The 24,779-nt window shown below is 71.0% G+C and carries 20 protein-coding genes and 1 riboswitch; of the genes, 12 read left to right on the top strand and 8 right to left on the bottom strand.

Going from position 1 to position 24,779, the window contains the following annotated elements; translation table 11 throughout:
- Positions 1–21: 21 nt before the first annotated feature.
- The 4 genes from ABZX61_RS07445 to ABZX61_RS07430 are packed head-to-tail and all read right to left on the bottom strand — an operon-like array spanning position 22 to position 5,506.
- Positions 22–1,806, bottom strand: a complete 1,785-nt coding sequence (locus ABZX61_RS07445) for a glycoside hydrolase family 13 protein (protein WP_355192312.1) — start codon at positions 1,804–1,806, stop codon at positions 22–24.
- A complete protein-coding gene (locus tag ABZX61_RS07440) occupies positions 1,807–2,646 on the bottom strand; it encodes a sugar ABC transporter permease (protein ID WP_319714304.1) in 840 nt (279 codons plus the stop codon).
- Positions 2,643–4,223 (bottom strand): ABC transporter permease subunit, encoded by a 1,581-nt coding sequence (locus tag ABZX61_RS07435; RefSeq protein WP_350726856.1) that lies wholly within the window; start codon positions 4,221–4,223, stop codon positions 2,643–2,645. The genes ABZX61_RS07440 and ABZX61_RS07435 overlap by 4 nt, the downstream gene beginning before the upstream one ends.
- A 2-nt stretch (positions 4,224–4,225) precedes the next feature.
- Positions 4,226–5,506: a maltose ABC transporter substrate-binding protein gene (locus ABZX61_RS07430; protein ID WP_355192310.1), complete on the bottom strand. Its 1,281-nt coding sequence runs from the start codon at positions 5,504–5,506 to the stop codon at positions 4,226–4,228.
- A 301-nt stretch (positions 5,507–5,807) separates the two neighbouring features.
- Here ABZX61_RS07430 and ABZX61_RS07425 point away from each other — a divergent pair, with 301 nt between their 5' ends.
- The 3 genes from ABZX61_RS07425 (at position 5,808) to ABZX61_RS07415 (ending at position 9,591) form a co-directional block, all read left to right on the top strand.
- Positions 5,808–7,301: a glycoside hydrolase family 13 protein gene (locus tag ABZX61_RS07425; RefSeq protein WP_355192308.1), complete on the top strand. Its 1,494-nt coding sequence runs from the start codon at positions 5,808–5,810 to the stop codon at positions 7,299–7,301.
- Positions 7,302–7,379: 78 nt separating this feature from the next.
- Positions 7,380–8,723: an ATP-binding protein gene (locus ABZX61_RS07420; RefSeq protein WP_355192306.1), complete on the top strand. Its 1,344-nt coding sequence runs from the start codon at positions 7,380–7,382 to the stop codon at positions 8,721–8,723.
- A gap of 46 nt (positions 8,724–8,769) precedes the next feature.
- Positions 8,770–9,591, top strand: a complete 822-nt coding sequence (locus tag ABZX61_RS07415; protein ID WP_355192304.1) for an SAM-dependent methyltransferase — start codon at positions 8,770–8,772, stop codon at positions 9,589–9,591.
- Here ABZX61_RS07415 and ABZX61_RS07410 read toward each other — a convergent pair.
- Complete coding sequence (locus ABZX61_RS07410) at positions 9,588–10,928, bottom strand: cation:dicarboxylase symporter family transporter (protein ID WP_355192302.1); 1,341 nt, start codon at positions 10,926–10,928, stop codon at positions 9,588–9,590. The two genes, ABZX61_RS07415 and ABZX61_RS07410, sit on opposite strands and share 4 nt — an antisense overlap.
- A 107-nt stretch (positions 10,929–11,035) precedes the next feature.
- Between ABZX61_RS07410 and ABZX61_RS07405 the strand changes: the two genes are divergently transcribed.
- From ABZX61_RS07405 to ABZX61_RS07385, 5 genes are all read left to right on the top strand, one after another.
- Positions 11,036–12,529, top strand: coding sequence for a sensor histidine kinase (locus tag ABZX61_RS07405; protein WP_355192300.1), 1,494 nt, complete (start codon positions 11,036–11,038; stop codon positions 12,527–12,529).
- On the top strand, positions 12,526–13,221 hold the full coding sequence (locus ABZX61_RS07400; protein WP_355192298.1) for a response regulator: 696 nt from the start codon (positions 12,526–12,528) through the stop codon (positions 13,219–13,221). The genes ABZX61_RS07405 and ABZX61_RS07400 overlap by 4 nt, the downstream gene beginning before the upstream one ends.
- 72 nt (positions 13,222–13,293) lie before the next feature.
- Positions 13,294–15,330 carry an N-acetylneuraminate synthase family protein gene (locus ABZX61_RS07395; RefSeq protein ID WP_350726841.1) on the top strand — a complete coding sequence of 679 codons (2,037 nt, stop codon included), beginning with the start codon at positions 13,294–13,296 and terminating at the stop codon, positions 15,328–15,330.
- Positions 15,331–15,358: 28 nt separating this feature from the next.
- On the top strand, positions 15,359–16,339 hold the full coding sequence (locus ABZX61_RS07390) for a glycosyltransferase family 2 protein (RefSeq protein WP_350726839.1): 981 nt from the start codon (positions 15,359–15,361) through the stop codon (positions 16,337–16,339).
- Entirely contained in the window at positions 16,339–17,574 is a 1,236-nt protein-coding gene (locus ABZX61_RS07385; protein WP_355192295.1) for a polysialyltransferase family glycosyltransferase, read from the top strand. Before ABZX61_RS07390 ends, ABZX61_RS07385 begins: the two co-directional genes overlap by 1 nt.
- Positions 17,575–17,981: 407 nt before the next feature.
- Here ABZX61_RS07385 and ABZX61_RS07380 read toward each other — a convergent pair whose 3' ends face one another.
- Positions 17,982–19,142 (bottom strand): DUF6716 putative glycosyltransferase, encoded by a 1,161-nt coding sequence (locus ABZX61_RS07380; protein WP_355192718.1) that lies wholly within the window; start codon positions 19,140–19,142, stop codon positions 17,982–17,984.
- Positions 19,143–19,144: 2 nt separating this feature from the next.
- On the bottom strand, positions 19,145–20,089 hold the full coding sequence (locus tag ABZX61_RS07375; protein ID WP_350726835.1) for a hypothetical protein: 945 nt from the start codon (positions 20,087–20,089) through the stop codon (positions 19,145–19,147).
- Positions 20,090–20,186: 97 nt separating this feature from the next.
- Here ABZX61_RS07375 and ABZX61_RS07370 point away from each other — a divergent pair, with 97 nt between their 5' ends.
- From ABZX61_RS07370 to ABZX61_RS07355, 4 genes are all read left to right on the top strand, one after another.
- Positions 20,187–21,008, top strand: a complete 822-nt coding sequence (locus ABZX61_RS07370) for an aldo/keto reductase (RefSeq protein WP_355192294.1) — start codon at positions 20,187–20,189, stop codon at positions 21,006–21,008.
- Between the two features lie 19 nt (positions 21,009–21,027).
- Positions 21,028–21,981: a Gfo/Idh/MocA family oxidoreductase gene (locus tag ABZX61_RS07365; RefSeq protein WP_355192293.1), complete on the top strand. Its 954-nt coding sequence runs from the start codon at positions 21,028–21,030 to the stop codon at positions 21,979–21,981.
- A gap of 117 nt (positions 21,982–22,098) precedes the next feature.
- A riboswitch (cyclic di-AMP (ydaO/yuaA leader) is annotated at positions 22,099–22,236 on the top strand.
- A gap of 13 nt (positions 22,237–22,249) precedes the next feature.
- Positions 22,250–22,936: a CHAP domain-containing protein gene (locus tag ABZX61_RS07360; protein ID WP_350726829.1), complete on the top strand. Its 687-nt coding sequence runs from the start codon at positions 22,250–22,252 to the stop codon at positions 22,934–22,936.
- Positions 22,937–23,217: 281 nt separating this feature from the next.
- Entirely contained in the window at positions 23,218–23,964 is a 747-nt protein-coding gene (locus ABZX61_RS07355) for a YoaK family protein (RefSeq protein WP_355192291.1), read from the top strand.
- Here the strand turns inward: ABZX61_RS07355 and ABZX61_RS07350 are convergent.
- Complete coding sequence (locus tag ABZX61_RS07350; RefSeq protein ID WP_355192289.1) at positions 23,930–24,748, bottom strand: alpha/beta hydrolase; 819 nt, start codon at positions 24,746–24,748, stop codon at positions 23,930–23,932. The two genes, ABZX61_RS07355 and ABZX61_RS07350, sit on opposite strands and share 35 nt — an antisense overlap.
- Positions 24,749–24,779 lie beyond the last annotated feature (31 nt).

The raw sequence follows: 24,779 nt of genomic DNA, 5'->3' as shown, positions 1-24,779 counted from the left end.
GGGTAGCCCAAGGTAGCGTGATCAGCGCGCGAGACGCCAGAGACGCACCGAAGGTCCGTCGCCCGGAAGCACGTCCCCGTCCTCGGCGTTGTAGAGGCCGTGCGCGTGGACGCCGAGGCGCAGCGGCGCGCCGGGCGCCCGCCGCACGCACACCAGGATCGACTCCTCGTACGTCTCCCGCGCGAAGACCAGGCAGTCGGCGTCGGCGTGCAGCCAGCGCAGGCCGCCGTGGCGCAGCGCGGGCTCGGCGCGGCGCAGCCCGAACAGCTCCCGGTAGGCCGCCAGCGTCGGGAGATCCTGGTCCGCGGGCCGGTTCCAGGGCATCGGGGTGCGGGAGTGCTCGCCGTTCACCCCGGTCAGGCCGAACTCGCTGCCCGCGAACACCATCGGCGTGCCCGGCAGCGTGGCCTGCAGGCCGAGCGCGAGCAGGTGGCGCTCGCGCGAGCCGGTGACGGTGCGGATGCGGGGCGAGTCGTGCGAGTCGAGCAGCTGCCAGGAGTGGACGAGCGAGCGCCACGACATGTGGGACGCGAACGACCGGAACGTGGCCAGCGCGGCCGTCCCGTCGCGCGCCGGGACGCCTCCCGGCACGCCGAGGAAGTGGTCGAGGTCCAGCTCGGGGCCGCGCAGCCAGGTCCAGACGGGGCGGGTGAAGCCGCCGTAGTTCATGGTGCCGTGCCAGCCGTCGCGGTCGAGGTCGGAGGAGGCGTCGTGGTTGTGCTCGGCGATGAACGCGGCCTCGGGGCCCAGCTCGGCCCGCAGCATGGCGGCGACCTCGTGGTTGTGGTCGTCGGCGGCGTGCCTGCCGGTCATGTTGGCCACGTCCACGCGCCAGCCGTCCAGCGGCCCGAGCCACTTCTTCAGCACGGCCCGCATGCGGGCCCGGACGAGCTCGCTGCCCCAGTTGAGCTTGGGCAGCGTCTTGACGCCCCACCAGGACTCGTAGTCGCCGGAGTCGGGGTCGAAGTAGAACATCTCGCGCTCGACCGCGTTCACGTCGGAGACGGCCGCGGTGAACCATTCGTGCGTGTCGCCGCAGTGGTTGGTGGTGATGTCGCCGAGCAGCCGCATGCCGCGGGCGTGCAGGGCTCCGGACAGGCGGTGCAGCGCCTCGTCGCCGCCGAGCAGCGGATCGACGTGCTCGAACGTGGAGGCGTTGTAGCGGTGGTTGGAGCGGGCGGGGAAGATCGGCGTCAGGTAGACGGTGTTCACGCCGAGGCTCTGGACGTGGTCGAGCCGCTGGGCGACGCCGTCGAGGTCGCCGCCGTAGAACTGCCCCGCGGTGCCGGGGCCGGCGGGGATGACCGGGTCGTGGTCCCAGTCGCGCGGCAGCGCCCAGTCGGGCAGGTCGCGCATGGGCCGGGAGCGGTCGAAGCGGTCGGGGAAGATCTGGTAGACGATCGCGTCCGACATCCAGGAGGGCGGCGGCTGATGGCACACGAGGCGGAAGTCGCCCGCGTCGGTCACGTCGTGGGTGACGAGCCCGGCCGCGGTCAGCCACGCCTGGCCGCCCCGCGTGGCGAGCAGGAACCGGTACGGGGTCACCGGGTTGACCGCGATGATCTCGGCCCGCCACCAGACGTCCGTGCCGCCGTACCCGCCGGCCTCCCGCCGCGACGGGTCCGGCGCCGCCTCGGCGTAGCGCGGCTCGCCGTCGTGCACGGTACGCACGTGCACGCCCGTGATCCCGGCTGCCAGCGGCGCCCGCAGCCACAGCGTCACCCGCGAGCCGAGTGCGGGCTCCTGCTCGGAGACGTACAGAGCTGAGCCGTCGTGATGCGGCTCCCCGATGAAGCGCAAATGCACCTATCCCTTGACAGCCCCGGCGGTGAGCCCGGAGACGATATACTTCTGCAACCAGAGGAACACACTCACCGTCGGAATCGCGGTAAGCAGCGTCGCCGCGGCGAACATGCCGAAGTTCGCGTTGCGGTGGTCGCCGGCGATCATCCCGTACATGCCGACGGCGAGGGTCTTGCTCTCGGGGTCGCGCAGGAACACGTTCGCCATGAGGAACTCGCTCATCGTGCCGATGAACGCCAGCAGCGCCGTGACCGCGAGGATCGGCGTGACCAGCGGCATGATGACCCGCCAGAAGATCTGCGCGTGCGTGGCCCCGTCCACGGTGGCGGCCTCGTCCAGCTCCTTCGGCACGGTGTCGAGGAAGCCCTTCATCAGCCAGGTGTTCACGCCGAGCGCGCCGCCGAGGTAGAGCAGCATCAGCCCCCAGACGGTGTTGAACCCGAAGGCCGGATACAGCTCGGTCACCCTGGTGAAGATCATGAAGATCGTCACGATGGCCAGGAACTGCGGGAACATCTGGATGAGCAGCAGCGCCAGCAGCCCGACCCGGCGGCCCGCGAAGCGCATGCGGCTGAAGGCGTACGCGGCGAGCATCGACAGCAGCAGGCTCGCGAACGACGCCACCAGCGCGATGAACACCGAGTTGAAGAACCACCGGCCGAACGGGTAGCTGTCGGAGGTCAGCAGGTGGGCGAAGTTGGCCAGGCTGGCCCCGGTCGGCAGCAGGTCGGTCGAGGCCAGCGTGCCCATGGGGTTGATCGCGGCCGAGACCACGAACAGGATCGGGAAGAGCGCGAACGCGCACACGATCAGCACGAAGACGTGCCTGAGGGCGAGCTTCACGCGTAGACCTCCTCCTGCTTGCGGGTACGGCGGAACGCCACGGCCGAGATGACGGCCACGATCGTGAAGATGAACACCGAGACCGCCGCGGCGAAGCCGAACTGCGCCCCGCCCGCCCCGAACGCCAGCCTGAAGGTGTAGGTGATCAGCAGGTCCGTGCCGCCCACCTGCGGGTTGTCGGCCGGGAACGGCCCGCCCTCGGTGGTGAGCGCGATCGCGTTGAAGTTGTTGAAGTTGTAGGCGAACGACGAGATCAGCAGCGGCGTGAGCGCCACCAGCAGCAGCGGCAGCGTCACCCGCCGGAACGCCTTCCACGGCGTGGCCCCGTCGATGGCCGCCGCCTCGGTCAGCTCGCGCGGGATGGCCTGCAGCGCGCCGGTGGTGACGAGGAACATGTACGGGAAGCCGAGCCAGAGGTTGACCAGGATCACCCCGAACCGGGCGGTCCCGGTCTCGCCCAGCCAGTCGACGTTGGCGCCGAGAAGCTGGTTGATCAGGCCGAAGTCGCGGTTGAACATGTCACGCCAGACCAGCAGCATGGCGAAGGCGGGCATCGCGTACGGCAGGATCAGCGCGATCCGGTAGAAGCGGGTGCCGCGCATCCGCGGGTGGTGCAGCGCCAGCGCGACCGACATGCCGAGCGCGAACGTGCCGAGCACGGAGGCCAGCGCGAAGACCAGGTTCCAGCCGAACACCCCCGCGAAATATCCCGAAATAGTCGGATTTGTCAGCACCCGAGCGAAGTTGTCGAGGCCGACGCCGACCTGCCAGCCCTGCGCCAGGTGCTCGCCCTTGGCGTTGACGAAGAAGCCCTGGCTCTCGTCGGCCGTCCAGGTGTCGCCGTTGCCGCGCACGCAGTCGCAGCCGGCGTCGTACACGAGCGCCGCCTTGCCCTCGACGGCCCGGCTGAGCCCGTTCGCCTTGATCACGCCGTCGCCGGTCGGCACGGCCAGCGCGGAGATCTCCTGCCCGCGGGCGGCGGCCTCGGGCGTCTTGAGCACGGTCAGCCCGGGGGCCGCCAGCACCTTGCCGGTGACCCCGACCTGGGCGCCCGCCAGCGGCGACAGCCCCTTGGCGTCGCCCAGCCGCACCTGCTTGGTCTTGGGGTCGACCAGCAGGAACACCAGCTCGTCACCGCGCAGGGCGGCCGTCATGGCGTACTCGGGCGAGCCGGGGGTCTGGCGCACCGAGCCGGTCTCGATGGCGGTGACGGCGGCGGCCTTGTCGCCGCGGTGCCCGTCGCCGAAGTTCGTGAACGCGGTGGTGACCGTGTAGGCCACGGGGAACACCTGGAACGCGATCAGGAAGACGGTGCCGGGGACCAGATACTTGGCCGGGATGAAGCGGCGGGTCAGGTAGAGGTAGGCGATGGCCGCGCTGACGGCGCCCAGCAGCCCCAGCGAGACCCATGATTCGGCGGCGACCAGCGGCGGCGCGGCGTAGAGCAGGATCGCGGCGGCCACGGCCAGCACCGCGATCCTGCTCACCACGAACGCCGTGGTGATCTCCCGGCGGGGCCGTGGAGCCGCCTTGGGCTCCCCGCCTTTTCTTGGGGCCTCGCGCACGTCGAGGGTCATGATCAGTGCTTGAGCGAGCCGTCGATGGCCTTCTGCGCGGCCGCGGCGGCCTTGGCCGCGTCGCCGCCCTTGACGACGGCGTTCTCGGCGATGCCGAACGGCTCCCAGATGGCCGCCATCTCGGGGATGGCCGGCATCGGCAGGCCGTCCTTGCCCGCCTCCATGAACTTGACGGCGTCCGGGTCGCTCGCCTGGACCTCCTGGAGGGCGGCGGTCAGCGCCGGAGGCCGCGGGTCGGCCTCGTAGAGCGCCTTCGCGACGTCCTTGTTGGTCACGTAGTTGGCGACGAACTCCTGGGCCAGGGCCTTGTTCTTGCCCTTGGAGGCCACGAAGAACGTCTGCACGCCGACGAACGGGGTGGCGGGCTTGCCGCCCTTGAACGCCGGGACGGCCGTGATGTCGTACGTGATGCCGCCCTTCTTGACCTCGCTCATCGCCCACGGGCCGGAGATCAGGTAGGCGCACTTGCCGCCGGCGAAGTTCACGATGTAGTTCTCGTTCGTGATCGACGTGCGCAGCGCGCCGTCACCCTTCTCGCCCAGGTCCTTGAGCTTGCCGAACGCCTTGACCGAGTCGGGCGAGCCGACCAGCACCTGCTTGGGGTCGGGGTCGCCGGTGGAGGTGGCGCCGAACAGCGCGCCGCCCGCGGAGGCGAAGATCGGGTAGACGTGGAAGGCGTCGCCCTTCTGGCCGACGGGGATGCAGAGCACCTCCTTGACCTTGCCGGCCGCCTTGAGCTCCTTGCCCTTGGCGATCATGTCCTCGATCGAGGCGGGCGCGTCGGGGGCGAGCTTGGTGTTGCGGATCAGGGCGATGTTCTCCACCGCGTACGGGGCGCCGTAGACCTGCCCGTTGAACGTCACGGCCTGCATCGCCTTGGCCGAGAAGGCGGCCTTCTGCTCGTCGGTCAGGGTGACGGGGTCGATGGCGCCGTTCTGCACGAGATTGCCGATCCAGTCGTGCGCGCCGATCATGATGTCCGGGCCGCTGCCCTGCTGGGAGGCGGTGAGGAAGGTCGTCTGGTTGTCCTTGCTGATCTCCTTCACCTCGACGGTCACGCCGTTCTCGGTGCCGAACTGGTCGGCGAACGGCTTGAGCGGCTTGACTCGGCTGGGGTCGGCCCAGATCACGAGCGTGCCGCCGCTCTTGGCCGCCGGGGCGGAGGCGGACGCACCGGGTGCCGCCGGGGACGCCGACGGGGAAGCCGGCTGGGATTCGCCGCACGCCGTGGCGGCGAAAGCGAGGGTCGCGAGAGCGGCCACACCCAGAGCCCGCATGCGCATGGGACCTCCTGAGGTCACGCAGGAACGGCGGTGCCACGCGAGCGCCGCCGGAAGAAAGCTCTAACGTTTCCGGGACGTTAGCGGCTCTTTGCAAGAATTGGAAGAACTTGCGAAAGAGCGTTACGTGATCCTCACCGAACCCCGCGAAAGCGCCTCCCGCAAGCGGCCTCAGGCAGGAGTACGGGCGGGTCAGGGTGACGTATGCAACTTTCCGCAAGTTGCGCTTGACCCCGGCCGAACGATCGCGACATCCTTCACCACAACCTCACGGGACATCTCGGGCATCCAGGGAAGGACAGCCATGCTCGGCAACGACGACTGGTGGCGTGACGCCGTCGTGTACCAGGTCTACCCGCGCAGCTTCGCCGACGCGGACGGCGATGGCATGGGCGACCTCGCCGGCGTGCGCGACCGCCTCGGCTACCTCGCCGACCTGGGCGTGGACGCCATCTGGCTGAGCCCCTTCTACACCTCCCCCATGGCCGACGGCGGCTACGACGTGGCCGACTACCGGGACGTGGACCCCATGTTCGGCGCGCTCGCCGACTTCGACGCTCTCATCGCCGACGCCCATGACAAGGGCATCAGGGTCATCGTGGACCTGGTGCCGAACCACTCCTCCGACCGGCACCCCTGGTTCCAGGCCGGGCTGCGCGACCGCTACATCTTCCGCGACGAGCCCAACGACTGGGAGTCGATCTTCGGCGGCCCCGCCTGGACGCAGGTGGCGGACGGGCAGTGGTACCTGCACCTGTTCGCCCCCGAGCAGCCGGACCTCAACTGGGAGAACCCGGACGTGCGCGCCGAGTTCCGCGACATCCTGCGCTTCTGGCTCGACCGGGGCGTGGACGGCTTCAGGGTCGACGTGGCGCACGGCATGATCAAGGCCGCCGGGCTGCCCGACGTGGGGCCGAAGGAGGGCCGCCAGGCCGAGATGCTCGGCGACGAGCAGCTCCCGTACTTCGACCAGGACGGCGTGCACGAGATCTACCGCGAGTGGCGGCCGATCCTCGACTCCTACCCCGGCGGCCGGATGGCGGTGGCCGAGGCGTGGGTGTCCTCCCCCGAGCGGCTGGCCCGCTACGTCGGGCCCGACGAGCTGCACCAGGCGTTCTCGTTCGAGTTCATGATGGCCGACTTCCACGCCAAGTCGTTCCGTACCGTCATCGAGAAGGCGCTGAAGGAGTCGGAGCTGGTCGGCGCGCCCACCACATGGGTGCTGTCGAACCACGACAAGCCCCGCCACGTCACCCGCCACGGCGGCCTGGCCCGCGCCCGGGCGGCCACGCTGCTCATGCTGGCCCTGCCCGGCTCGGCCTACCTCTACAACGGCGAGGAGCTGGGCCTGCCCGAGGTGCTCGACCTGCCGGACGAGCTGCGCCAGGACCCGGCCTTCCGGCGCACCGGCGAGAGCCGCGACGGCTGCCGGGTGCCGATCCCGTGGACCGCCTCCGGCGACTTCGGCTGGCGCGACCCGTGGCTGCCGATCCCCGCCTCGTGGGGTCCGCTGTCGGCCGAGGCCCAGGAGCACGACCCCGCCTCCACCCTGAACCTCTACCGCGCCGCGCTGAAGCTCCGCAGGGAGCACCCGGCGCTCGGCGGCGGCACCGTGACGTGGCTGGACTCCCCCAAGGACGTGCTGGCCATCGAGCGCGACCCGGGGCTGGTCGTGGTGCTCAACACGGGCGAGGAGCCGGTGCGGCTCGACCTGGGCGGCGCGGTGCTGCTGTCCAGCGGCCCGCTGGCCGAGGACGGGGCCATCCCGCCGGACACCGCGGTCTGGATCCAGCGCTGACCGGATTCGGCCCCGGGTTGGGGGAATCTTTCCCTTAACGCGGCAAATGTCGGTAATCACGCTCGGTAACCTCACAGGGTGCCACCCTGGTGGGCCAGATCCCTGCGCGGACGCGTCACCCTCATCGCGACGGCTGTAGCCGCCCTCGTGCTCATCCCCGTGGCCGTCGCCGGGGTGATCACCGCCAGATCGCTGATGACGGCCAGCGTCTTCCGCGACACCCGGGACACGGCCGAGCGGATCGCATACGAGATGCGCGGCGGCGCGCTGCCCATGGGCGCCGCCATCCCGGTGCCCAACCCGCCGGTGGACCTGATCCAGGTCGTCGGCCCCAACGGGCAGATCCTGGCCAGCAGCGACGCGGCCAGGAACCTGCCGCCGCTCAGCGACATCCGCCCCACGCCCGAGAACCGGGTGGTCAGCGTGATGAACTGCCTGCCGACCGAGTGCATCCACGTCACGGCCGTCCGGGTGAGCCTGTTCGCCGACTCCCCCGTGGTCTACGCGGGCCGCAGCACGCCCGACCTGCTGGCCAACCGCGGCCTGGAAGTGGTGGTGTTCATCGAGGTCGGGGTGCTGATCGGGCTGGCCTCGTGGGCCACGTGGCTGGTCACGGGACGCGCGCTGAGACCGGTGGCGACCCTGCGGGCCGAGCTGGACGCCGTACACGCGGGCGACCTGAGCCGGCGCGTCACGCAGCCGCCGGGCCAGGACGAGGTGTCCCAGCTCGCCAGGTCCGTCAACGGCACGCTGGCCCGGCTGGAACGCTCGGCCCAGCAGCAGCGCCAGTTCGCCTCCGACGCCTCGCACGAGCTGCGCACCCCCATCGCGGGCCTGCGCGCCCAGCTGGAGAGCGCCCAGCTCTATCCCGACGACACCGACGTCGAGGCGCTGGTGGACAGCGCGCTGCGCGACACCGACCGCCTGGAGGCCATCATCACCGACCTGCTGCTGCTGGCCAGGATCGGCTCCCGGGTGGACGTGGCCAAGGAGCGGGTGGACCTCGCCGAGCTGGTCTGCCAGGAGCTGTCCGTGCGCTGCGACAAGGTGCCCGTGCACGTGGAACTGACCGAGGGGGTGGTGGTCGAGGGTGTACGGCTCCAGCTCGCCAGGGTGCTGACGAACCTGCTGGACAACGCCCAGCGCCACGCCGAGCACACGGTCCAGGTCGAGGTCCGCAGGGAGGGCGAGCACACGGCGCTGCTGGCGGTCGAGAACGACGGCGTGGAGATCGCCGAGGAGGATCGCGAGCGCATCTTCCAGCGCTTCACCCGCCTGGACGCCGCCCGCAGCCGCGACGCCGGCGGAACGGGCCTGGGCCTGGCCATCGCGCGTGACGTCGTGGTGGCTCATGGGGGCCAGATCACCGTTGAGGACCGTGTGGGCGGGGCGCGATTTGTGTTGAGACTTCCAGCCGTTTGACCGCTTTTCGTAGATTTCCGGTGCTCAAGTCATAGATCATGGTGCCATGACGGAACAAGCGCCGCAGGGCGTCGACCCTCACATCCCTAACGCGGCGCGCATGTACGACTACTTCCTGGGTGGCAAGGACAATTTCCAGGCCGACAGGGATCTGGCCGAACTGGTCCTGAGCGCGGTTCCCGAAACCCGTGAAGGCACCAGGGAGAACCGGGCGCTCATTGGCCGGTTCGTGCGTTACCTGTGCGAACAGGGCATCACGCAGTTCCTTGACCTCGGCTCCGGCCTGCCGGCGCAGGAGAACGTGCACGAGGTCGCGCTCCGCCACACCCCCGATGCCCGCGTGGTCTACGTGGACAACGACCCGGTGGTGGCCACGCACGGCAGGGCCCTGCTGGCCGACCCGGACCGGGTGGCCATGGTGCTGGGCGACGTGCGCCGGCCGAAGGAGATCTTGGCCAACCCCGAAGTGCGCGCACTCCTGGACTTCGAGCGGCCGATGGCCGTGCTGATGATGTTCATCCTGCATCTGATCCCCGACGAGGACGACCCGAGCACGTTCGTGGCCGGCTACCGCGAGGCGATGGCGCCGGGCAGCTATCTGGCCATCTCGCACGTGGGCAGCGACTCCCACTCGGCGCTGACGGACCGGGTGGTCGAGTTCTACCAGCAGGCCAACATGCCGTTCAGGCCGCGACCCGGCAAGGAGATCGCGGCCTTCTTCGGTGACTTCGAGTTCATCCCGCCCGGCCACCTCGCCAACGGCATCGGGCCGGAGCTCGGGTGGCCGTACATCGATCGCGACATCCCGATCTTCCTCGACGCGGACATGTCGCGGCTGGGCTACGCGGGCATCGCCCGCAAGCTCTAGACCTTCGACAGCTCCCGGTCGCCCGTCTCGTCGGGACCGGGACGGTTGTCGTCGTCGTCCTCGTCCAGCAGCGTGGCCTCGTCGAACGGCGCGTTCCCGGCGAGCACCTGGGTCGCGCGCTCCCGGTCGAAGTCGCCGGTCCAGACGGCGACCAGCACGGTGGCGACGGAGTTGCCGGCGAAGTTCGTCAGCGCCCTGGCCTCGGACATGAAGCGGTCGATGCCCACGATGAGGCCGACGCCGTCGACCAGCGCGGGACGGTGCGCCTGCAGCCCGCCGGCCAGCGTGGCCAGCCCGGCCCCGGTCACGCCCGCGGCGCCCTTGGAGGCGATCATCATGAACAGCAGCAGCGCGATCTGCTCGCCGAACTGCAGCGGCGCCCCGGTGGCCTCGGCGATGAACAGCGTGGCCATGGTCAGGTAGATCGCGGTGCCGTCGAGGTTGAAGGAGTAGCCGGTCGGCACGGTGATGCCGGCCACGGTCTTGCTCACACCCAGGTGCTCCATCTTGGCGATGAGCCTGGGCAGGGCCGTCTCCGACGAGGAGGTGGACAGGATGAGCAGGAACTCGCGGCCCAGGTACTTCAGCAGCGACCACAGGTTGATCCGGGCGACCAGCCACAGGATCGAGCCGAGCACGACGCCGACGAACAGCAGGCACGTGATGTAGAAGGCGACCATGATGATCGCCAGGCTCTTGAGCGCCTCGAGCCCGGTCTCCCCGACGACCGCGGCGATCGCGCCGAACGCGCCGACGGGCGCGGCCCACATGATCATGGCGAGGATGCGGAACGTCAGCCGCTGGAAGTGCTCGATGGTGCGCAGGATCGGCTCGCCCTTGGTGCCCATGGCCTGGATCGCGAACCCGGCCAGCAGCGCCACGAGCAGCGCCTGCAGCACCGAGCCGCCGGTGAGCGAGGACACCAGCGTCTTCGGGATGATGCCGAGCAGGAAGTCGACCGTGGTGGACTCGCCGCCCTTGGCCGCCTGCGCCTCCGCGGCCTGCTTGGCGGCGTCGCTGAGGTGCAGCCCGGAGCCCGGGTCGATGACGTTGCCGACCAGCAGGCCGATGAGCAGGGCTACCGTGGACATGACGATGAAGTAGCCGAGCGCGAGGCCGCCGACCTTGCCGACCTTGGCCGCCTGGCGTACCGAGCCGATGCCCAGCACGATCGTGCAGAAGATGATCGGCCCGATCACCATCTGGATGAGCGCCACGAAGCCGGTGCCGAGCGGTTTGAGCTCCTTGCCCACGTCCGGCCAGACGAATCCGACCAGGATGCCGAGTAGGACCGCCCCGATGACGGCCAGATAGAGGTAGCGAGTGCGATCACGCATGGGGGGCTCTCCAGCGGTGATGGAATGACCTTCTAGACGCCCGAGTATGCCCCTCACAGTGACATAGGTCACCATTGAGTAAGTTTCGTTCACAGGGGAGATGTCAGATGCGGCGCTGGAGCCTGGCGGGCCAGATGCTGGTCCTGCAGCTGCTCGTGGTCGCCGTCACGGTGGCGGGCCTCGCGGTGCTCGCGCTCGTGCAGGCGCACGAGCTGCTCACCGACGAGGCGAGCAGCAAGGCCAGGGCCGTCGCGGTGAGCGTGGCCGCCTCGCCCAGCGTGCTGGCCGCCCTCGACGACCCGAACCCGTCCGTACGGCTGCAGCCGTACGCCGAGCAGGTACGCCACCAGACGGGCGTCGACTTCATCACCATCATGAAACCCGACGGCACCCGCTACACCCACCCGAACCCCGCCGAGATCGGCAAGCACTACCTCGGCCACACCGAGCGGGCGCTGGCGGGCGAGACGTTCACCGAGACCTACACCGGCACACTCGGCGAGTCCAGGCGGGTGGTGACCCCCGTCATGTCGGACGGCCGGGTCCGGGCGCTGGTCAGCGCGGGCATCACGATCAACAAGATCAGCGCCAGGGTCCGCGACCAGCTCGCCTGGGGCGGCCTCATCGTCGCGCTCGCGCTCTCGCTGGGCGCCGCCGGCACCTGGCTGGTCACCGCGCGGCTGCGCCGCCAGACGCACGGCCTCGGCCCGGTGGAGCTGGGCCGCATCCACGAGCACCACGACGCCGTCCTGCACGCCGTCCGGGAGGGCCTGCTGCTGGTGGGCAAGGACGGCACGCTGACGCTCTGCAACGACGCCGCCAGGATGCTGCTCGGCCTGCCCGCCGACGCCGAAGGACGGCACGTGGACGAACTCGGCCTCTCGCAGGTGCTGGCCGACGACGACGAGCGCGTCCACCTGGTCGGCGACCGCGTCCTCGCGGTCAACAGCGCCGCCAGCCGGCTCGGCACCGTCGTGACCGTGCGCGACCACACCGAACTCCAGGCGCTGACCGGGCAGCTCACCGCCGAGCGCGACTTCGCGGACTCGCTGCGCTCGGCCGCCCACGAGGCCGCCAACCGGCTGCACACCGTCATCACGCTGGTGGAGCTGGGCCGTACCGAACAGGCCGTGGCGCTCGGCACGGCGGAGCTGCGCGCCGCGCAGGAGCTGACCGACCGGGTGGTCGGCGCGGTACGCGAGCCGGTGCTCGCCGCGCTGCTGCTCGGCAAGAGCGCCGAGGCCGCCGAACGCGGCGCCGAACTCGTGATCAGCCAGGACAGCGAGCTCGACGACCTGGGCCTCGACCCGCGCGAGCTCGTCACCATCGTGGGCAACCTGATCGACAACGCCATCGAGGCGGCCTCCCGGGTGGAGGTCCACCTCAGCGCGGGAGGCGGCGAGGTCCTCCTCAGGGTCGCCGACAACGGCCCCGGGCTGGCCGACCCGCAGGCGTTCGCGAAGGGCTGGACCACCAAGGGCGACGGGCGCGGGCTGGGGCTGGCGCTGGTGGGGCAGGCGGTGCGGCGGCTGGGCGGCACCATCGACGTGAAGGGCTCGGTGTTCACCGTGCGGCTGCCGGTGCCGGAGCGGGTGCGATGACCATCTCGGCGCCGGGATCGGGCGCGAAGATATCCGTGCTCGTCGTGGAGGACGAGGAGATCACGGCCGAGGCCAACCGCATCTACATCGAGCGGACCCCGGGCTTCGAGGTGGCCGGCGTGGTCAGGACCGGCGGCGCGGCCCTGCGGTTCCTGCGCGGCAAGCCCGTGGACCTCGTCCTGCTCGACCTGTACCTGCCGGACATGCACGGGCTGGAGGTGTGCCGGGCGATCCGCGCGGGCGGGCTCATGTGCGACGTGATCGCCGTCACCTCGGCCCGCGACCTGGCCATGGTGCGCTCCGCGGTCTCCCTCGGCATCTCCCAGTACCTGCTCAAACCGTTCACCTACGCGACACTCTCCGAAAAGCTGACGCGTTACGCCCGGTTCAAGGACGAGGCGGGCCTGGCCGTCGGGCAAGGGGACGTGGACCGGGTCCTCGGCACCCTTCGGGGCAGCTCAGAGCTGCCGAAGGGCATGGCGCGCGACACCCTCGACACGGTCGCCGCGAAGCTGCGCGACAGCCCCGAGGGCATGGCCGCCCAAGCCGTGGCCGACGCGATCGGGGTGTCCCGCGTGACGGCCCGCCGCTACCTGGAATACCTGGTCGAGCTGGGGGCGGCGGCCCGCATCCCGCAATACGGAGGAGTCGGCCGGCCAGAACTCCTCTACCGGATCCCCATGGAAAGTTAATGATGGTGACGCTGGCCGTTCAATCCGGGCCTCTAGCTTCTGGTGCAGTCCGATGCACTGAGGAGACAGATCTTGCGAGTCCTGGCCGTAGTTCCCGCCCGCGGAGGTTCGGCGGGCGTACCCCTGAAGAACCTCGCCCTGGTCGGCGGCGTCCCGCTGGTCACCCGAGCGGTACGGGCCGCCCGGCGGGCCGAGCTCGTGGACCAGGTCGTGGTCAGCACCGACCACGCGGGCATCGCCGAGACCGCCCGTGAGGCGGGGGCGATCGTCGTGGAGCGGCCCGAGGAGCTGAGCGGCGCGACCGCCTCCAGCGAGTCGGCGGTGCTGCACGCACTCGACGCCCTCGGCGAGGACCCCGAGGTCGTCGTGCTGGTGCAATGCACCAGCGCGTTCATCGACCCGGAGAACCTGTCCGAGGCCGTGCGCAAGGTGCTGGACGGGGAGGCCGACTCGGTCGTGTCGGGGCTGCCGACGCACGAGTTCCTGTGGACCGCCGCCGGAGGCGGCATCAACCACGACCCCGCCGTCCGGCAGCGCCGCCAGGACCGCGACCCCGAGTTCCGCGAGAACGGCGCCTTCTACGTCATGCGCACCTCCGGCCTGCGCGAGCACGGCCACCGCTTCTTCGGCCAGGTCGCCGTCCAGCCGGTGTCGCCCAAGCACGCCGTCGAGATCGACAACCCGGACGACCTGGAGCTGGTGCGCGCGCTCGCCCCGTTCATCGACGAGCCCGAGCCGATCGACGTGGACGCCGTCATCACCGACTTCGACGGCGTGCACACCGACGACCGCGCCTACGTCGACTCCGACGGCCGCGAGATGGTGCTCGTCAGCCGCTCCGACGGGATGGGCATCGCGCTGCTGAAGCGGTCCGGGGTGAAGGTGCTGGTCATGTCCACCGAGCACAACCCGGTGGTGGCCGCCCGCGCCCGCAAGCTCGGCGTCCCCGTGCTGCAGGGCCTGGCCGAGAAGCGGACCGTGCTGCGCGACTGGCTGACCATCGAGGGCCTCGACCCGGCCCGCGTCGCCTACGTCGGCAACGACGTCAACGACCTGGGCCCGATGGCCGAGGTCGGCTGGGCCATCGCCACCCCCGACGCCCACCCGCGCGTGCGCGCCGCCGCCAGGGTCGTGCTGACCAGGGCCGGCGGGTCCGGCGCCGTGCGCGAGCTGTGCGACCGCGTCGTGGCCGCCCGGCCCGAGCCGCCCGCCGCCGAGGTCCGCACGCGGCCCAGGCTCGGCCCCGTCGCGATCGGCGACGTCCTGGTCGGTGACGGCGAGCCCGTGTACGTGATCGGCGAGATCGGCATCAACCACAACGGCGACATCGACATCGCCCGCCGCCTCATCGACGTGGCGGCCGAGGCCGGTTGCCAGGCGGTCAAGTTCCAGAAGCGCACCCCCGCGATCTGCGTGCCCGAGGAGCAGAAGGGCCAGATCAGGCAGACGCCGTGGGGCGAGATGACGTACCTGGAGTACAAGGAGCGGACCGAGTTCGGTTACGACGAGTACCGGCAGATCGCGAAATACTGCGACGAGCGCGGCCTGCACTGGTTCGCCTCGCCGTGGGACGTTCCCTCCGTGGAGTTCCTGGAGGAGATGGACGTCCTCGTCCACAAGGTGGCCTCGGCCAGCGTCGCCGACCACGAGCTGCTGCGGGTCCTGGCCGCCACCGGCAAGCCGATCATCCTGTCCACCGGCATGTCCACGCTGTCGGAGATCGACGCGGCCGTCGAGATCCTCGGCACCGACAAGCTGATCATGATGCACGCGACGTCCACGTACCCGCTGCCGCCGGAAGAGGCGAACCTGCGCACGATCACCACGCTCAAGGAGCGCTACGGCGTGCCCGTCGGCTACTCCGGCCACGAGCGCGGCCTGCAGATCTCCCTGGCCGCGGTCACGCTCGGCGCGGTCACCGTGGAGCGGCACATCACGCTCGACCGCACCATGTGGGGCTCCGACCACGCCGCCTCGCTGGAGCCGGCCGGCCTCGAGCACCTCGTCCGTGACATCCGCATCATCGAGCAGGCCATGGGCGACGGCGTCAAGCGCGTCTTCCCCGGCGAGGAGGCGCCCAAGGCCCGCCTGCGCCGGGTGACCGTCTGACCTCGTCCGCACTCTGGAGAAACCACTCTTGATCACTCTCTCGGTCGTCGTGCCGGTGCTGAACGGCGAGAAGTACATCGCCGACACACTGTCGTCGCTCTGCCGCAACGCCCGGCACGACTTCGAGTTCATCGTCGTCAACGACGGATCCACGGACGCCACCGCGGACATCGTCGACGACTTCACCCGCGACCTGCCCGGGCTGACCATGCTGCGCAACCCGGCCCCCGTCGGGCTGGCCGACGCCCGCAACACGGGCCTGTCGGCCGCCTCCGGCCGGTATGTCACGTTCATGGACGCCGACGACTGGCTCGCCCCGGGCTACCTGCCACGGCTCGTCGAGGCGATCGACGGGCTCGGCTGCGACTTCGTACGCGCCGACCACGTGCAGGTCGAGGGCCGCAAACGGGTCGTGCACCGCGCCCCCATGGCGCGGAGGGGCGTGGTGCTCGACCCACGGGAGGCGATCCTGCCCGCCGGCGTGCGGACCATGGTCGACTACCCGTACGCGTGGGCCGGGATCTACCGGCGCTCCCTTCGCGACCTGCTGCACTTCCCCGGTTCCCTGCACACCGCCGAGGACCGGCCGTGGATCTGGCGCCTGCACCGGGAGGCCGCCACGTTCGCGGTGGTGTCGCTGGCCGGGGTGTTCTACCGCCGCCTGGTGTCCGGGTCGCTGACCCAGGTCGGCGACGAACGCCAGCTGCACTTCTTCGACGCGTTCGACCTGGTGTTCAAGGATCTCGAGCCGGAGTTCCTGCCCAAGGCGGTGCGGAACTTCTGCGCGCTGCTCGCCCACCACCTGGAGATCGCCGACCGGTTCACCCCGGCGCTGCGCTCCCGCTTCGAGGAGCGCGGCGCCCACATGGTGCGCGCCCTGCCCGCCGAACTGGTGTCGGAGTCGGTGGCGCGCATGTCCGTCGAACGCGAGACCACGCTGCGGGCCCTGGTGCCCGACCTGCCGCCCAGCCCGCACGTCCGGGTCCGCCGCGACCGGGAGGAGACATAGTGAAGGTCTTCTACGCCTCGACGCTGTTCGGCGCGATGTCGCTGGCCGCCGCCATCGACGACGGCCGCTTCGGCGACGGGCGCCGCATCCTGATCGTGTCGAACAACGCGGCCATCCCCGAGGTGACGGCGCCGCTCGACAGGTCGCCCGGCTTCGCCGTGCTGCGCTCGCGCTTCGACGCGGTGCACTCGTGGAACGACCTCATCGCGCCGCTGCACCCCTCCGACTGGCGCGCCCGCGTCATCGAGGTGCCGATGATGGAGCGCCTCATCCGCTCCGTCTGGGGCCTGGACGGGGTCGAGGAGCTGGTGCTGGAGTCCATCGCGGTGCCCCCGGCCCGGACCATCGCCGGGCTGGTGCGCGACTGCCCGATCACCGTCTACTCCGACGGCCTGATGAGCTACGGCCCCACCCGCGACCCGCTGCCGGCGGAGATCTACCGCCGCATCGGCCGCCTGTTCCACCTGGACCTCGTGCCGGGCCTGACCCCGCTGCTGCTCAGCGAGTACGACGTCGCACCCTCGATCCTGCCGGACGAGCGGTTCATGTCGGTCGTGCACGAGGTCACCGCCACCGCCCCCGACATGCTGCCCGGGCAGGCGATGATCCTCGGCCAGTACCTGTCGGCCCTGGAGATCGTCACCCCGGAGGAGGAGGCGGCGCTGCACGAGACGATGCTCAAGGCCCTGGCCGCGCGCGGCTACACCGACATCGTCTTCAAGCCGCACCCGGCCGCCGGGCGGCGCCACGCCCAGCTCCTGCGGGCCGCGGCCGAACCCCTGGGCGTGCGGCTGTCGGTGGCCGCCGAGAGCGTGCCCGCCGAGGTGTGCTTCGCGGCACTGCGGCCCGAACTCGTCGTGGGCTGCTTCTCGACCGGGCTGCTGACCGCGCAGCGCTACTTCGGGCTGCAGGTGGCCGCGTACGGCACGGAGATGGTGCTCGACCGGCTGGCGCCGTACGAGAACAGCAACCGGATCCCGGTCACGATCGTGGACGCGCTGCTGCCCCGGCTGTCGCCGGACGGCGGCATCGAGCACCCGACGGCGGTGGACCTGCGCGGGCTCGTCCGGGCGGTGGGCTACTGCATGCAGGCCGAGACGTACCCGGAGCTGCGGCCGGCGAGCATCGAGTTCGACGCCCGCTACTTCAAGCGCAAGCGCCTGGAGACCCTCGGCCTGGTGGCCCGCCCCACGGCGCTCACCCGGCTGCGCCGGAAGATCCGCTCGGCGATCTGACAGCTCTCCCCAGAAAGGCCGCAACCCCGACACCGGGGTTGCGGCCTTTCTGCGTGAGGCCAGTGGCGGGAGCTCCGGCCCCCGCACTTCCCCGGCGACCGCAACCCCGGCCGATCCCGCCACCGCACCACGGCCGGGCTCGCCGCCGCGCGTCCCAGAGGACCGCAACCCCGGGCGACGGGAGGGACCCTCTCCCGCCGTCCGGGGTTGCGGTCCTTTCGGGGAAAAGGAGCGCGAATGGCCGCGCCCCAGGCGGTCCTTTCGGGGGAAAGGAGCGCGAATGGCCGCGCCTCAGGCGGTCCTTCGGGGAAACGGGCGCGCGTGAGCCGCACCTCAAGCTGTCCCTCGGAGGGACGGACGTGCCGCTCAGGTGGGGCGGTGGGCTCGCCGGGCCGGGAGGGCGGCGGTCAGCCGAGGGCCTTGAGGTAGCGGCGCATGCGGCGCTTGGCCCGGTAGCCGGCCCGCAGCATCGAGGGATGCACCTCCACCCGCAGCCTGGCCCGCCGCCGCGCCGCCGCGTGCTCCGGCCCGTCCAGCAGCGATCGAGCCGGTACGCGCGACCCGCCCGCCACCAGCCCGGCCAGCCGCCCGGCCCAGTCGTTGTGCGCCGGCGGGTGGAAGTAGTTGGCCTCGCACCACCCGGGAGAGGCCGCCCGGAAGCCGCCCTTCGCCAGGTCGTCGAGCGTGCCCAGCAGCCCGCTGCCCTCGAACACCAGGTTGATCATCTCGGCGCTGACGCCGAAGTCCTCCAGCACCAGCGACGGCACGCCCAGCGCGATCGCCTCCAGCGCCGCCGTCGAGCTCACCGTGACGAACCCGGCCGCCCGTTCGAGCTGGTCGTGCATCGACCCCGCCGCGAACTCCACCCGCCCCGGCTCGCCCATCTCCCGCCACAGCCGCTGGTAGTGGTGGCGCTCGTTGTGCGTCTGCCGCTCGTCCTCAAGGGCCCGCAGCTTGACCACCACGTCCAGCTCGGGCCGCAGCCGGGCCAGCTCGGCCAGCGCCAGCAGGATCCGCTCGCGGTCCTGGCGCTCCCGCGGCACCTTGGCCTGGGTGGCGAACACGACCCGGTTCCCGCCCCCGGCGACCACGTCGGAGCGCAGGAACGGCAGCCTGGCCAGCCCCACCGCCCCTCCCCCGCCGAGCCGGCCGGCGATCTCCGAGAACTCGGCCACCTCACGCTCGCTGTGCACCACGAACAGGTCGCACCCGCTGCGGAACAACCACGCCTTCTCCGTCGCCGGCACCGAGATGCCCGGCAGCCCGCTCACGAACACCGGCCGCGGCCGCAGGTCGCCGAGCACGTCGGCCACCAGCACGTCCACCACCGGGCCCGTGCAGGCCACCAGCACCACGTCCGGGCGCATGCGCTCGGCCAGCCGCCGCACGGACCGCGCCGACACCACCGGCGGCGGCTCCAGACCGCCCACGGCGGCGGCGATCTGCTCCGGCGAGGGCGCGATCGGCGTGCGCACCACCACGAGCTCCGCCGTGCCACCGGGGGGAAGGTCGCCGAGCAGGCAGGCCGCCCACTTCAGATACGAGTCGGAGTCGGCGACCGCCAACACTTTCAACCGGACACTCCTGTCAGATGCGAGCGAAGGGCGGGGGCCGCCCTGCTGGTCCACCAGTCGTCTGGAACGTCCACGGGCTCCACGGCGACACCGCGCGGGCTGAGCAGCACCCGCAGCGAGGTGATCGCGGTCGAGGGCAGGCTGAGCACGCGCTGGCCCGCGTCCAGGCCGCGCAGCGTCAGCTCGGCCGGCGCGCCCACGTCGTGCACGGTGATGCCGGGGCGCTCCCTGATCAGGGCCACGTCCACGGGGTCCTCGCGGCGGTGCGGGTAGTACGCGAGCGGCTCCTGGGCCGCCAGGTCCGTCAGCCAGCGCAGGTAGTGGTCGCGGTGCACGAGCCCGTTCCGGACGAGCGAGGTGCCGAGGACGACCGTGCGCTCCGCGGGCCCCTCCGCGCTGGGCGGCTGGGCACGCAGCCAGTCGAACTGGTGGCGTACCAGGTTGATCCCGGCCTGCCGTACGCCGTCCGCCAGAGCCTCGTCCACGGGCAGGGCGGTGAAGACCGACACGTCGCTCAGGCGCAGCCGCAGCGCGGCCGCCAGGCCCAGCACGGAGCGCAGCTTGGTCGGCTGGGCCCTGGCCCGCAGCAGCGGCCGGTACGGCCCCGCGGCCAGCAGCTCCAGCAGCCGGAGCGTGGCCAGCCCGTCGTCCACGATGACGATGCGTCCGGGACGCGAGGTGAGCCAGCGCACCTGCACCCTGCCGGAGAAGGCGTCACCGACGGCCTGCACGCGCCTGGGCATGCGCTCACGCGGCTCCGCCAGCTCCAGGCCGTCGGGCAGCCCAAGCGACCTCAGCTCCCGACGCGTGGCCTTCAACGGCCTCAGACCGGCGCGCGGCACGACCACAGTCTCGGGGCCGAGCACGCCCGCGTAATGGGCCTCGACGGCGCACAGCATCTGGAGCGGTGACTCCACCCAGGCCGACGCCTGTTCGACCACTCCTGTCCTCCCAGCCGGGTGATGGCCCGTTCACGACCGCTTCAAGCTAGCCCCGCCGCCTTAAGCCACCAGAAACGCGACGTGAACAATGGAGAGTATGAACTCGCTCATGCTCAACACCGACGGCGTGCAGATCCCGCAGCTCGGCTACGGCGTCTGGCAGGTCCCCGCCGACGAGGCCGCGCAGGCCGTCACGACCGCGCTCAAGGCCGGTTACCGGCACGTGGACACCGCCGCCGCGTACGACAACGAGGAAGGCGTGGGGCAGGCCGTACGCGAAAGTGAGCTGCCGCGCCGGAAGCTGTTCGTGACCACCAAGCTGTGGAACGCCAACCACGGCCGCGCGGAGGCGGCCTTCGACGAGTCCCTGGCCCGGCTCGGCCTCGACTACATCGACCTTTTCCTCATCCACTGGCCGGTGCCGCAGCAGGACAAGTACGTGCAGGCGTGGAAGGCGATCGAGAAGATCTACCGTGACGGGCGCGCCAAGGCCATCGGCACCTCCAACTTCAGCATCGCCCACCTCACCCGCCTCATGAACGAGACCGACCTCGTGCCCTCCATCAACCAGATCGAGCTGCACCCGTATCTCCAGCAGCGCGAGCTGCGCGCCTTCCACGAGGCCAACGGCATCCTCACCGAGGCGTGGAGCCCGCTCGGCCAGGGCCAGGGCCTGCTGAACGACCCCGCGCTGGCCAAGCTGTCGGACAAGTGCGGCAAGACGCCCGCGCAGATCGTGCTCCGCTGGCACCTGCAGCTGGGCCACGTCGCGATCCCCAAGTCGGTCACCCCGGCGCGCATCGCCGAGAACATCGGCGTCTTCGACTTCATCCTCGACGCCGAGGACATGGCCGCCATCGGCGCGATGAACAGGGGCCAGCGGATCGGACCCGACCCCGACACGTTCAACATGACCTGACTCGTCTACGATCTCCCGCGTGCGGGAATTTGCGTGGGGCATAGCGGCGACAGGGAATATTGCGCGGACCGTCGGGGCGGCCATCGCGGCCGAACCGGGCATGCGGGTGGCCGCCGTCGGATCGAGGAACCTGGGGCGGGCGCAGGCACTGGCCGCCACGCTGGGGGCGGAGTCCGCGTACGACTCCTATGAGCGGCTCTGCGCCGACCCGGCCGTGGACGCGATCTACGTGGCGACGCCGCACGCCCAGCACCTGGAGGTGGCCGAGGTCGCCATCGCCGCGGGCAAGGCCGTGCTGTGCGAGAAGCCGCTGGCCGCCACCGTGGACGACGCGGAGAAGATGGTACGCCTGGCGCGCGAGGCGGGCGTGTTCCTGATGGAAGCGATGTGGATGCGGTTCAACCCGCTCGTCCAGAAGATCGCGGCCGACGAGCGCTTCGGCGACCTCCGCTCGGTGCACGCCTCCTTCGGCTTCGCCAAGCCCTACGACCCGGAGCACCGGCTGTGGGCGCCGGAGCTCGGTGGCGGGGCGCTCCTGGACCTGGGGATCTACCCGTTCGGGCTGGCCCAGCTGATCCTCGGCATGCCCTCCGACCTGCGGATCACCGGCAGTCTGGCGCCCAACGGCGTCGACGCGGAGGCCGGCGGCGTGCTGCTCTACCCCGGTGGCAGGAAGGCTCTCGTGGAGACTTCGTTGCTCGGGAATTACCCGAACCATGCCAGTGTTGTAGGGACTCAGATGCGGGCGGACCTCCAGGCACCGTTCTGGGCTACGCCGCGGATTCTGCTCTCCGGGCCCTCCATGGAGCCGGAGGAGTACATCCTCGATCCGGCCGACAACGGGTACGCCGGGGAGCTCCGCGAGGTCCGGGCCGCGACGGCCGAAGGCAGGACCGAAAGTTCGATCATGCCGCTCGACGAATCCCTTGCCATGATGGGGCTTCTGGCCGAGGCTCGCAGGCAGGTCGCCTAGCTGGGCCTTTATCGATTTGTAACGCTCTTGCCTTATGCATTACGTTTGAGGCATTCTTGAGACATACGTCCGGTTTGTCCGGACTTGTCCGACCATCGCAAGACACATCACAGGAACGTCCTGTGACCGCTGAATCCGCCCTCGGGCGGAACCGGGGACCCACGTCCTTTGGGGTGAATCGGCACTTCGGTGCCGTAGGGCAGCTTCCACGTCCGAACCCGTCAGCTAACCCGGTAAGCGGCATGGAAGCAAGGAGTAAACCCCCTCGATGGCCAACATCCGCTTTACCTCTGCTGCGAAGACCAACATCGCCCGCGCCCTTCTCGGCGCCACCATCCTCGGGACCGCGTTCGGCGCCCACATGACCAGCGCCACCGCAGCGGACAAGCAGCCGATCGACACCGTCGCCGGCACCGCCACCGTCGCCGACCACGCCGAGCGCTCGCGCGAGGCCAAGGTCAGCGCCACCGCCGGCGAGGTCCTGGCCCTCGCCAAGTCCCAGGTCGGCATCACCGAGAACGCGGCCGGCGGCGGCACCAAGTTCCAGCGCTGGTACGCCAACTCGCAGCGCGCCGCGGAGACCATCGCCCGTGACGGCGGCAGCCGCGCCGACTACCTGAACGCCGCCTGGTGCGCGATGTTCGTCTCCTGGGTGGGCGAGCAGACCGGCGCCCGCTCGCAGATCGGCTGGGACGCCTGGACCGTCGCCCACGCCAAGTGGTTCCAGGCCAACCACCGCTTCGGCACCGAGGCCAAGCCCGGCGCCATCGTGTACTTCTCGTGGAGCGGCAGCAAGAACCTCGACGACATCAAGCACGTCGGGTTCGTCGAGAAGGACAACGGCGACGGCACCATCTCGACCGTCGAGGGCAACACCGGCAACGGCAAGGTCGAGGAGCGCGTCCGTCCCAAGTCCCAGGTCGTCGGCTACGGCTACCCCCAGTACCGTTCCTGACCGGGCCGTCCCCCTCCAGGCTGGACTTCCCCCAGGCGCCTACTGACCGGACTCCCCCAGGCACCTCCTGGCCGGCCTTCCCCCGGCGCCGAACGAGCGCGCGTCCCGCAACGGGACGCGCGCTCGTCGCGTTTCACCCCCGCGAGCGCGGCGGGGTGCCGAGCGGAACCCGGCGATCGGTGCCGTTCGGCCGTCGCGTTTCACCCCCGCGAGTGCGGCGGCCCGTCACCGGGGAAGACCCCAGGCGAACCGCCCGCGACCTCGCCAAGGAGCCGCCCACCATGCCAGCCGCGCGCAGACGCCCCGGAAGGCTGGTGCGGAGTGGGCTGCGACGGGTCGCCGACGGGCTCTTCCCGCGCGGCGCCAACCCGCACGGCGTCCTGCCCGCCCTGCTGATCCTCCTGGCCTTCGTCACCGGCCTCGTCGACGCCGTCAGCTTCCTCGGCCTGGGCCGCGTCTTCGTCGCCAACATGACCGGCAACATCGTCTTCCTCAGCTTCGCCCTGGCCGGGGAGGCCGAGATGTCCAGATGGGCCTCCCCGGCGGCCCTCGTCGCCTTCGGAGCCGGCGCCTGGAGCGCTGGCCGGGCGATCAGGCGGACCGCGAACCCGCGACGGGCGTTTGTTGCCGCCACCGCCGTACACGCGCTCCTCGTCGCCGCCGCCCTCACCGTCGCCCTCACGGCCGGACACCGCACGACCTGGTCCCAGGCGGCCCTCATCGTGCTGCTCGCCTGCGGCATGGGCCTGCAGAACGCGTCCGTACGCGCGCTCGGCGTACCCGACCTGGTCACCAACGTCCTCACCACGACCCTCACGAGCCTGGCCGCCGACACGCCGGGCCGGGCCGCCCTGCGTCGATCCGCCTCCATCGCCGCGATGTTCCTCGGCGCCCTGACCGGCGCCCTCCTCCACCTCACGACCGGCCCCGCACCCGCCCTGGCGGCCGCCCTGGCCCTGCTCACCACCGTCGCCCTCGTCGCCCGCGGTGGTCTCAGCCGAGAAAGAACTCCGCCAGCGCCCGGGTGACCCCGGCCGGATCGTTCTCCATCGGGATGTGCCCCGCCCCGGGAACGCGCACCAGCGTCGTGTCCGGCACCTCGGCGGCGAAGCGCTCGGCGTACCGGACCTCCTGGAACGTGTCGTCCTCCCCCCACACCAGCAGCTTCGGCGTCCCATCGGCCTTGAGTGCGGGCACCAGGTCCAGCGTGTAACGGCTGTCGGCCGCGCCCGCCAGCGCCATCCACGACCGGCCCACCCGCGGGTCGTTCCACGGATCAAGGTAATCGGCCAGCTCCGCCTCGGTGGCCGGCCGGGCGAGCGCGGTGGTGACCGCCTTGCGGCGGGCGGCCAGCAGTTCCTCCACGGTCGTGGCCGCCACCACGGCCGGATCCCGGTAACGGGCCACGCCGGGTACCGGCCAGGAGTCGTATGTGACCGAGTTGACCAGCGCCAGCCGCCGCACCTCCGGCTTCCCCTCCACCAGCAGGTGCTGGGCGACCGCACCGCCGATGTCGTGCCCCGCCACCGAGAGCCGCTCCCCCGCGCCGACCGCGGCCGCGAACCGGGCCACCCACGCCGCCAGCGCCGGAACCGCCGCCGTCTCCGCCGTCAGCTCCCCGCCGGAACGCCCCAGCCCCGGCAGATCCACCGCCACAGGACGCAGCCCCGCCGCCGCCAGCCCGTCGATCACCGGCGCCCAGACCCGGCTCCAGTACGTGCCGTGCAACAGCAACACCACCGGGCCCCGCTCGCCCGCCGTCAGATAACTGGCCACGCGGCCGTCGACTTCGATCGTCATTCGCTCGGACATGGACATAACCATCATGTTCTGGAAGCGTCCC

The organism is Nonomuraea sp. NPDC003709, from assembly GCF_040610775.1.
In the GTDB taxonomy this organism is placed as follows: Bacteria; Actinomycetota; Actinomycetes; order Streptosporangiales; family Streptosporangiaceae; genus Nonomuraea; species Nonomuraea angiospora_A.
Note: the sequence above shows the minus strand (reverse complement) of the source record. Positions and strands in the feature narration are given on the sequence as shown.

What these genes read in the sequence shown, in the direction of transcription:
- ABZX61_RS07405 (WP_355192300.1), top strand. Translation starts at nt 11,036, where the DNA reads ATGCGGCGCTGGAGCCTGGCGGGCCAGATGCTGGTCCTGCAGCTGCTC.
- ABZX61_RS07400 (WP_355192298.1), top strand. Translation starts at nt 12,526, where the DNA reads ATGACCATCTCGGCGCCGGGATCGGGCGCGAAGATATCCGTGCTCGTC.
- ABZX61_RS07415 (WP_355192304.1), top strand. Translation starts at nt 8,770, where the DNA reads ATGACGGAACAAGCGCCGCAGGGCGTCGACCCTCACATCCCTAACGCG.
- ABZX61_RS07430 (WP_355192310.1), bottom strand. Translation starts at nt 5,506, where the DNA reads ATGCGCATGCGGGCTCTGGGTGTGGCCGCTCTCGCGACCCTCGCTTTC.
- ABZX61_RS07370 (WP_355192294.1), top strand. Translation starts at nt 20,187, where the DNA reads ATGAACTCGCTCATGCTCAACACCGACGGCGTGCAGATCCCGCAGCTC.
- ABZX61_RS07360 (WP_350726829.1), top strand. Translation starts at nt 22,250, where the DNA reads ATGGCCAACATCCGCTTTACCTCTGCTGCGAAGACCAACATCGCCCGC.
- ABZX61_RS07425 (WP_355192308.1), top strand. Translation starts at nt 5,808, where the DNA reads ATGCTCGGCAACGACGACTGGTGGCGTGACGCCGTCGTGTACCAGGTC.
- ABZX61_RS07350 (WP_355192289.1), bottom strand. Translation starts at nt 24,748, where the DNA reads ATGTCCGAGCGAATGACGATCGAAGTCGACGGCCGCGTGGCCAGTTAT.
- ABZX61_RS07355 (WP_355192291.1), top strand. Translation starts at nt 23,218, where the DNA reads ATGCCAGCCGCGCGCAGACGCCCCGGAAGGCTGGTGCGGAGTGGGCTG.
- ABZX61_RS07435 (WP_350726856.1), bottom strand. Translation starts at nt 4,223, where the DNA reads ATGACCCTCGACGTGCGCGAGGCCCCAAGAAAAGGCGGGGAGCCCAAG.
- ABZX61_RS07410 (WP_355192302.1), bottom strand. Translation starts at nt 10,928, where the DNA reads ATGCGTGATCGCACTCGCTACCTCTATCTGGCCGTCATCGGGGCGGTC.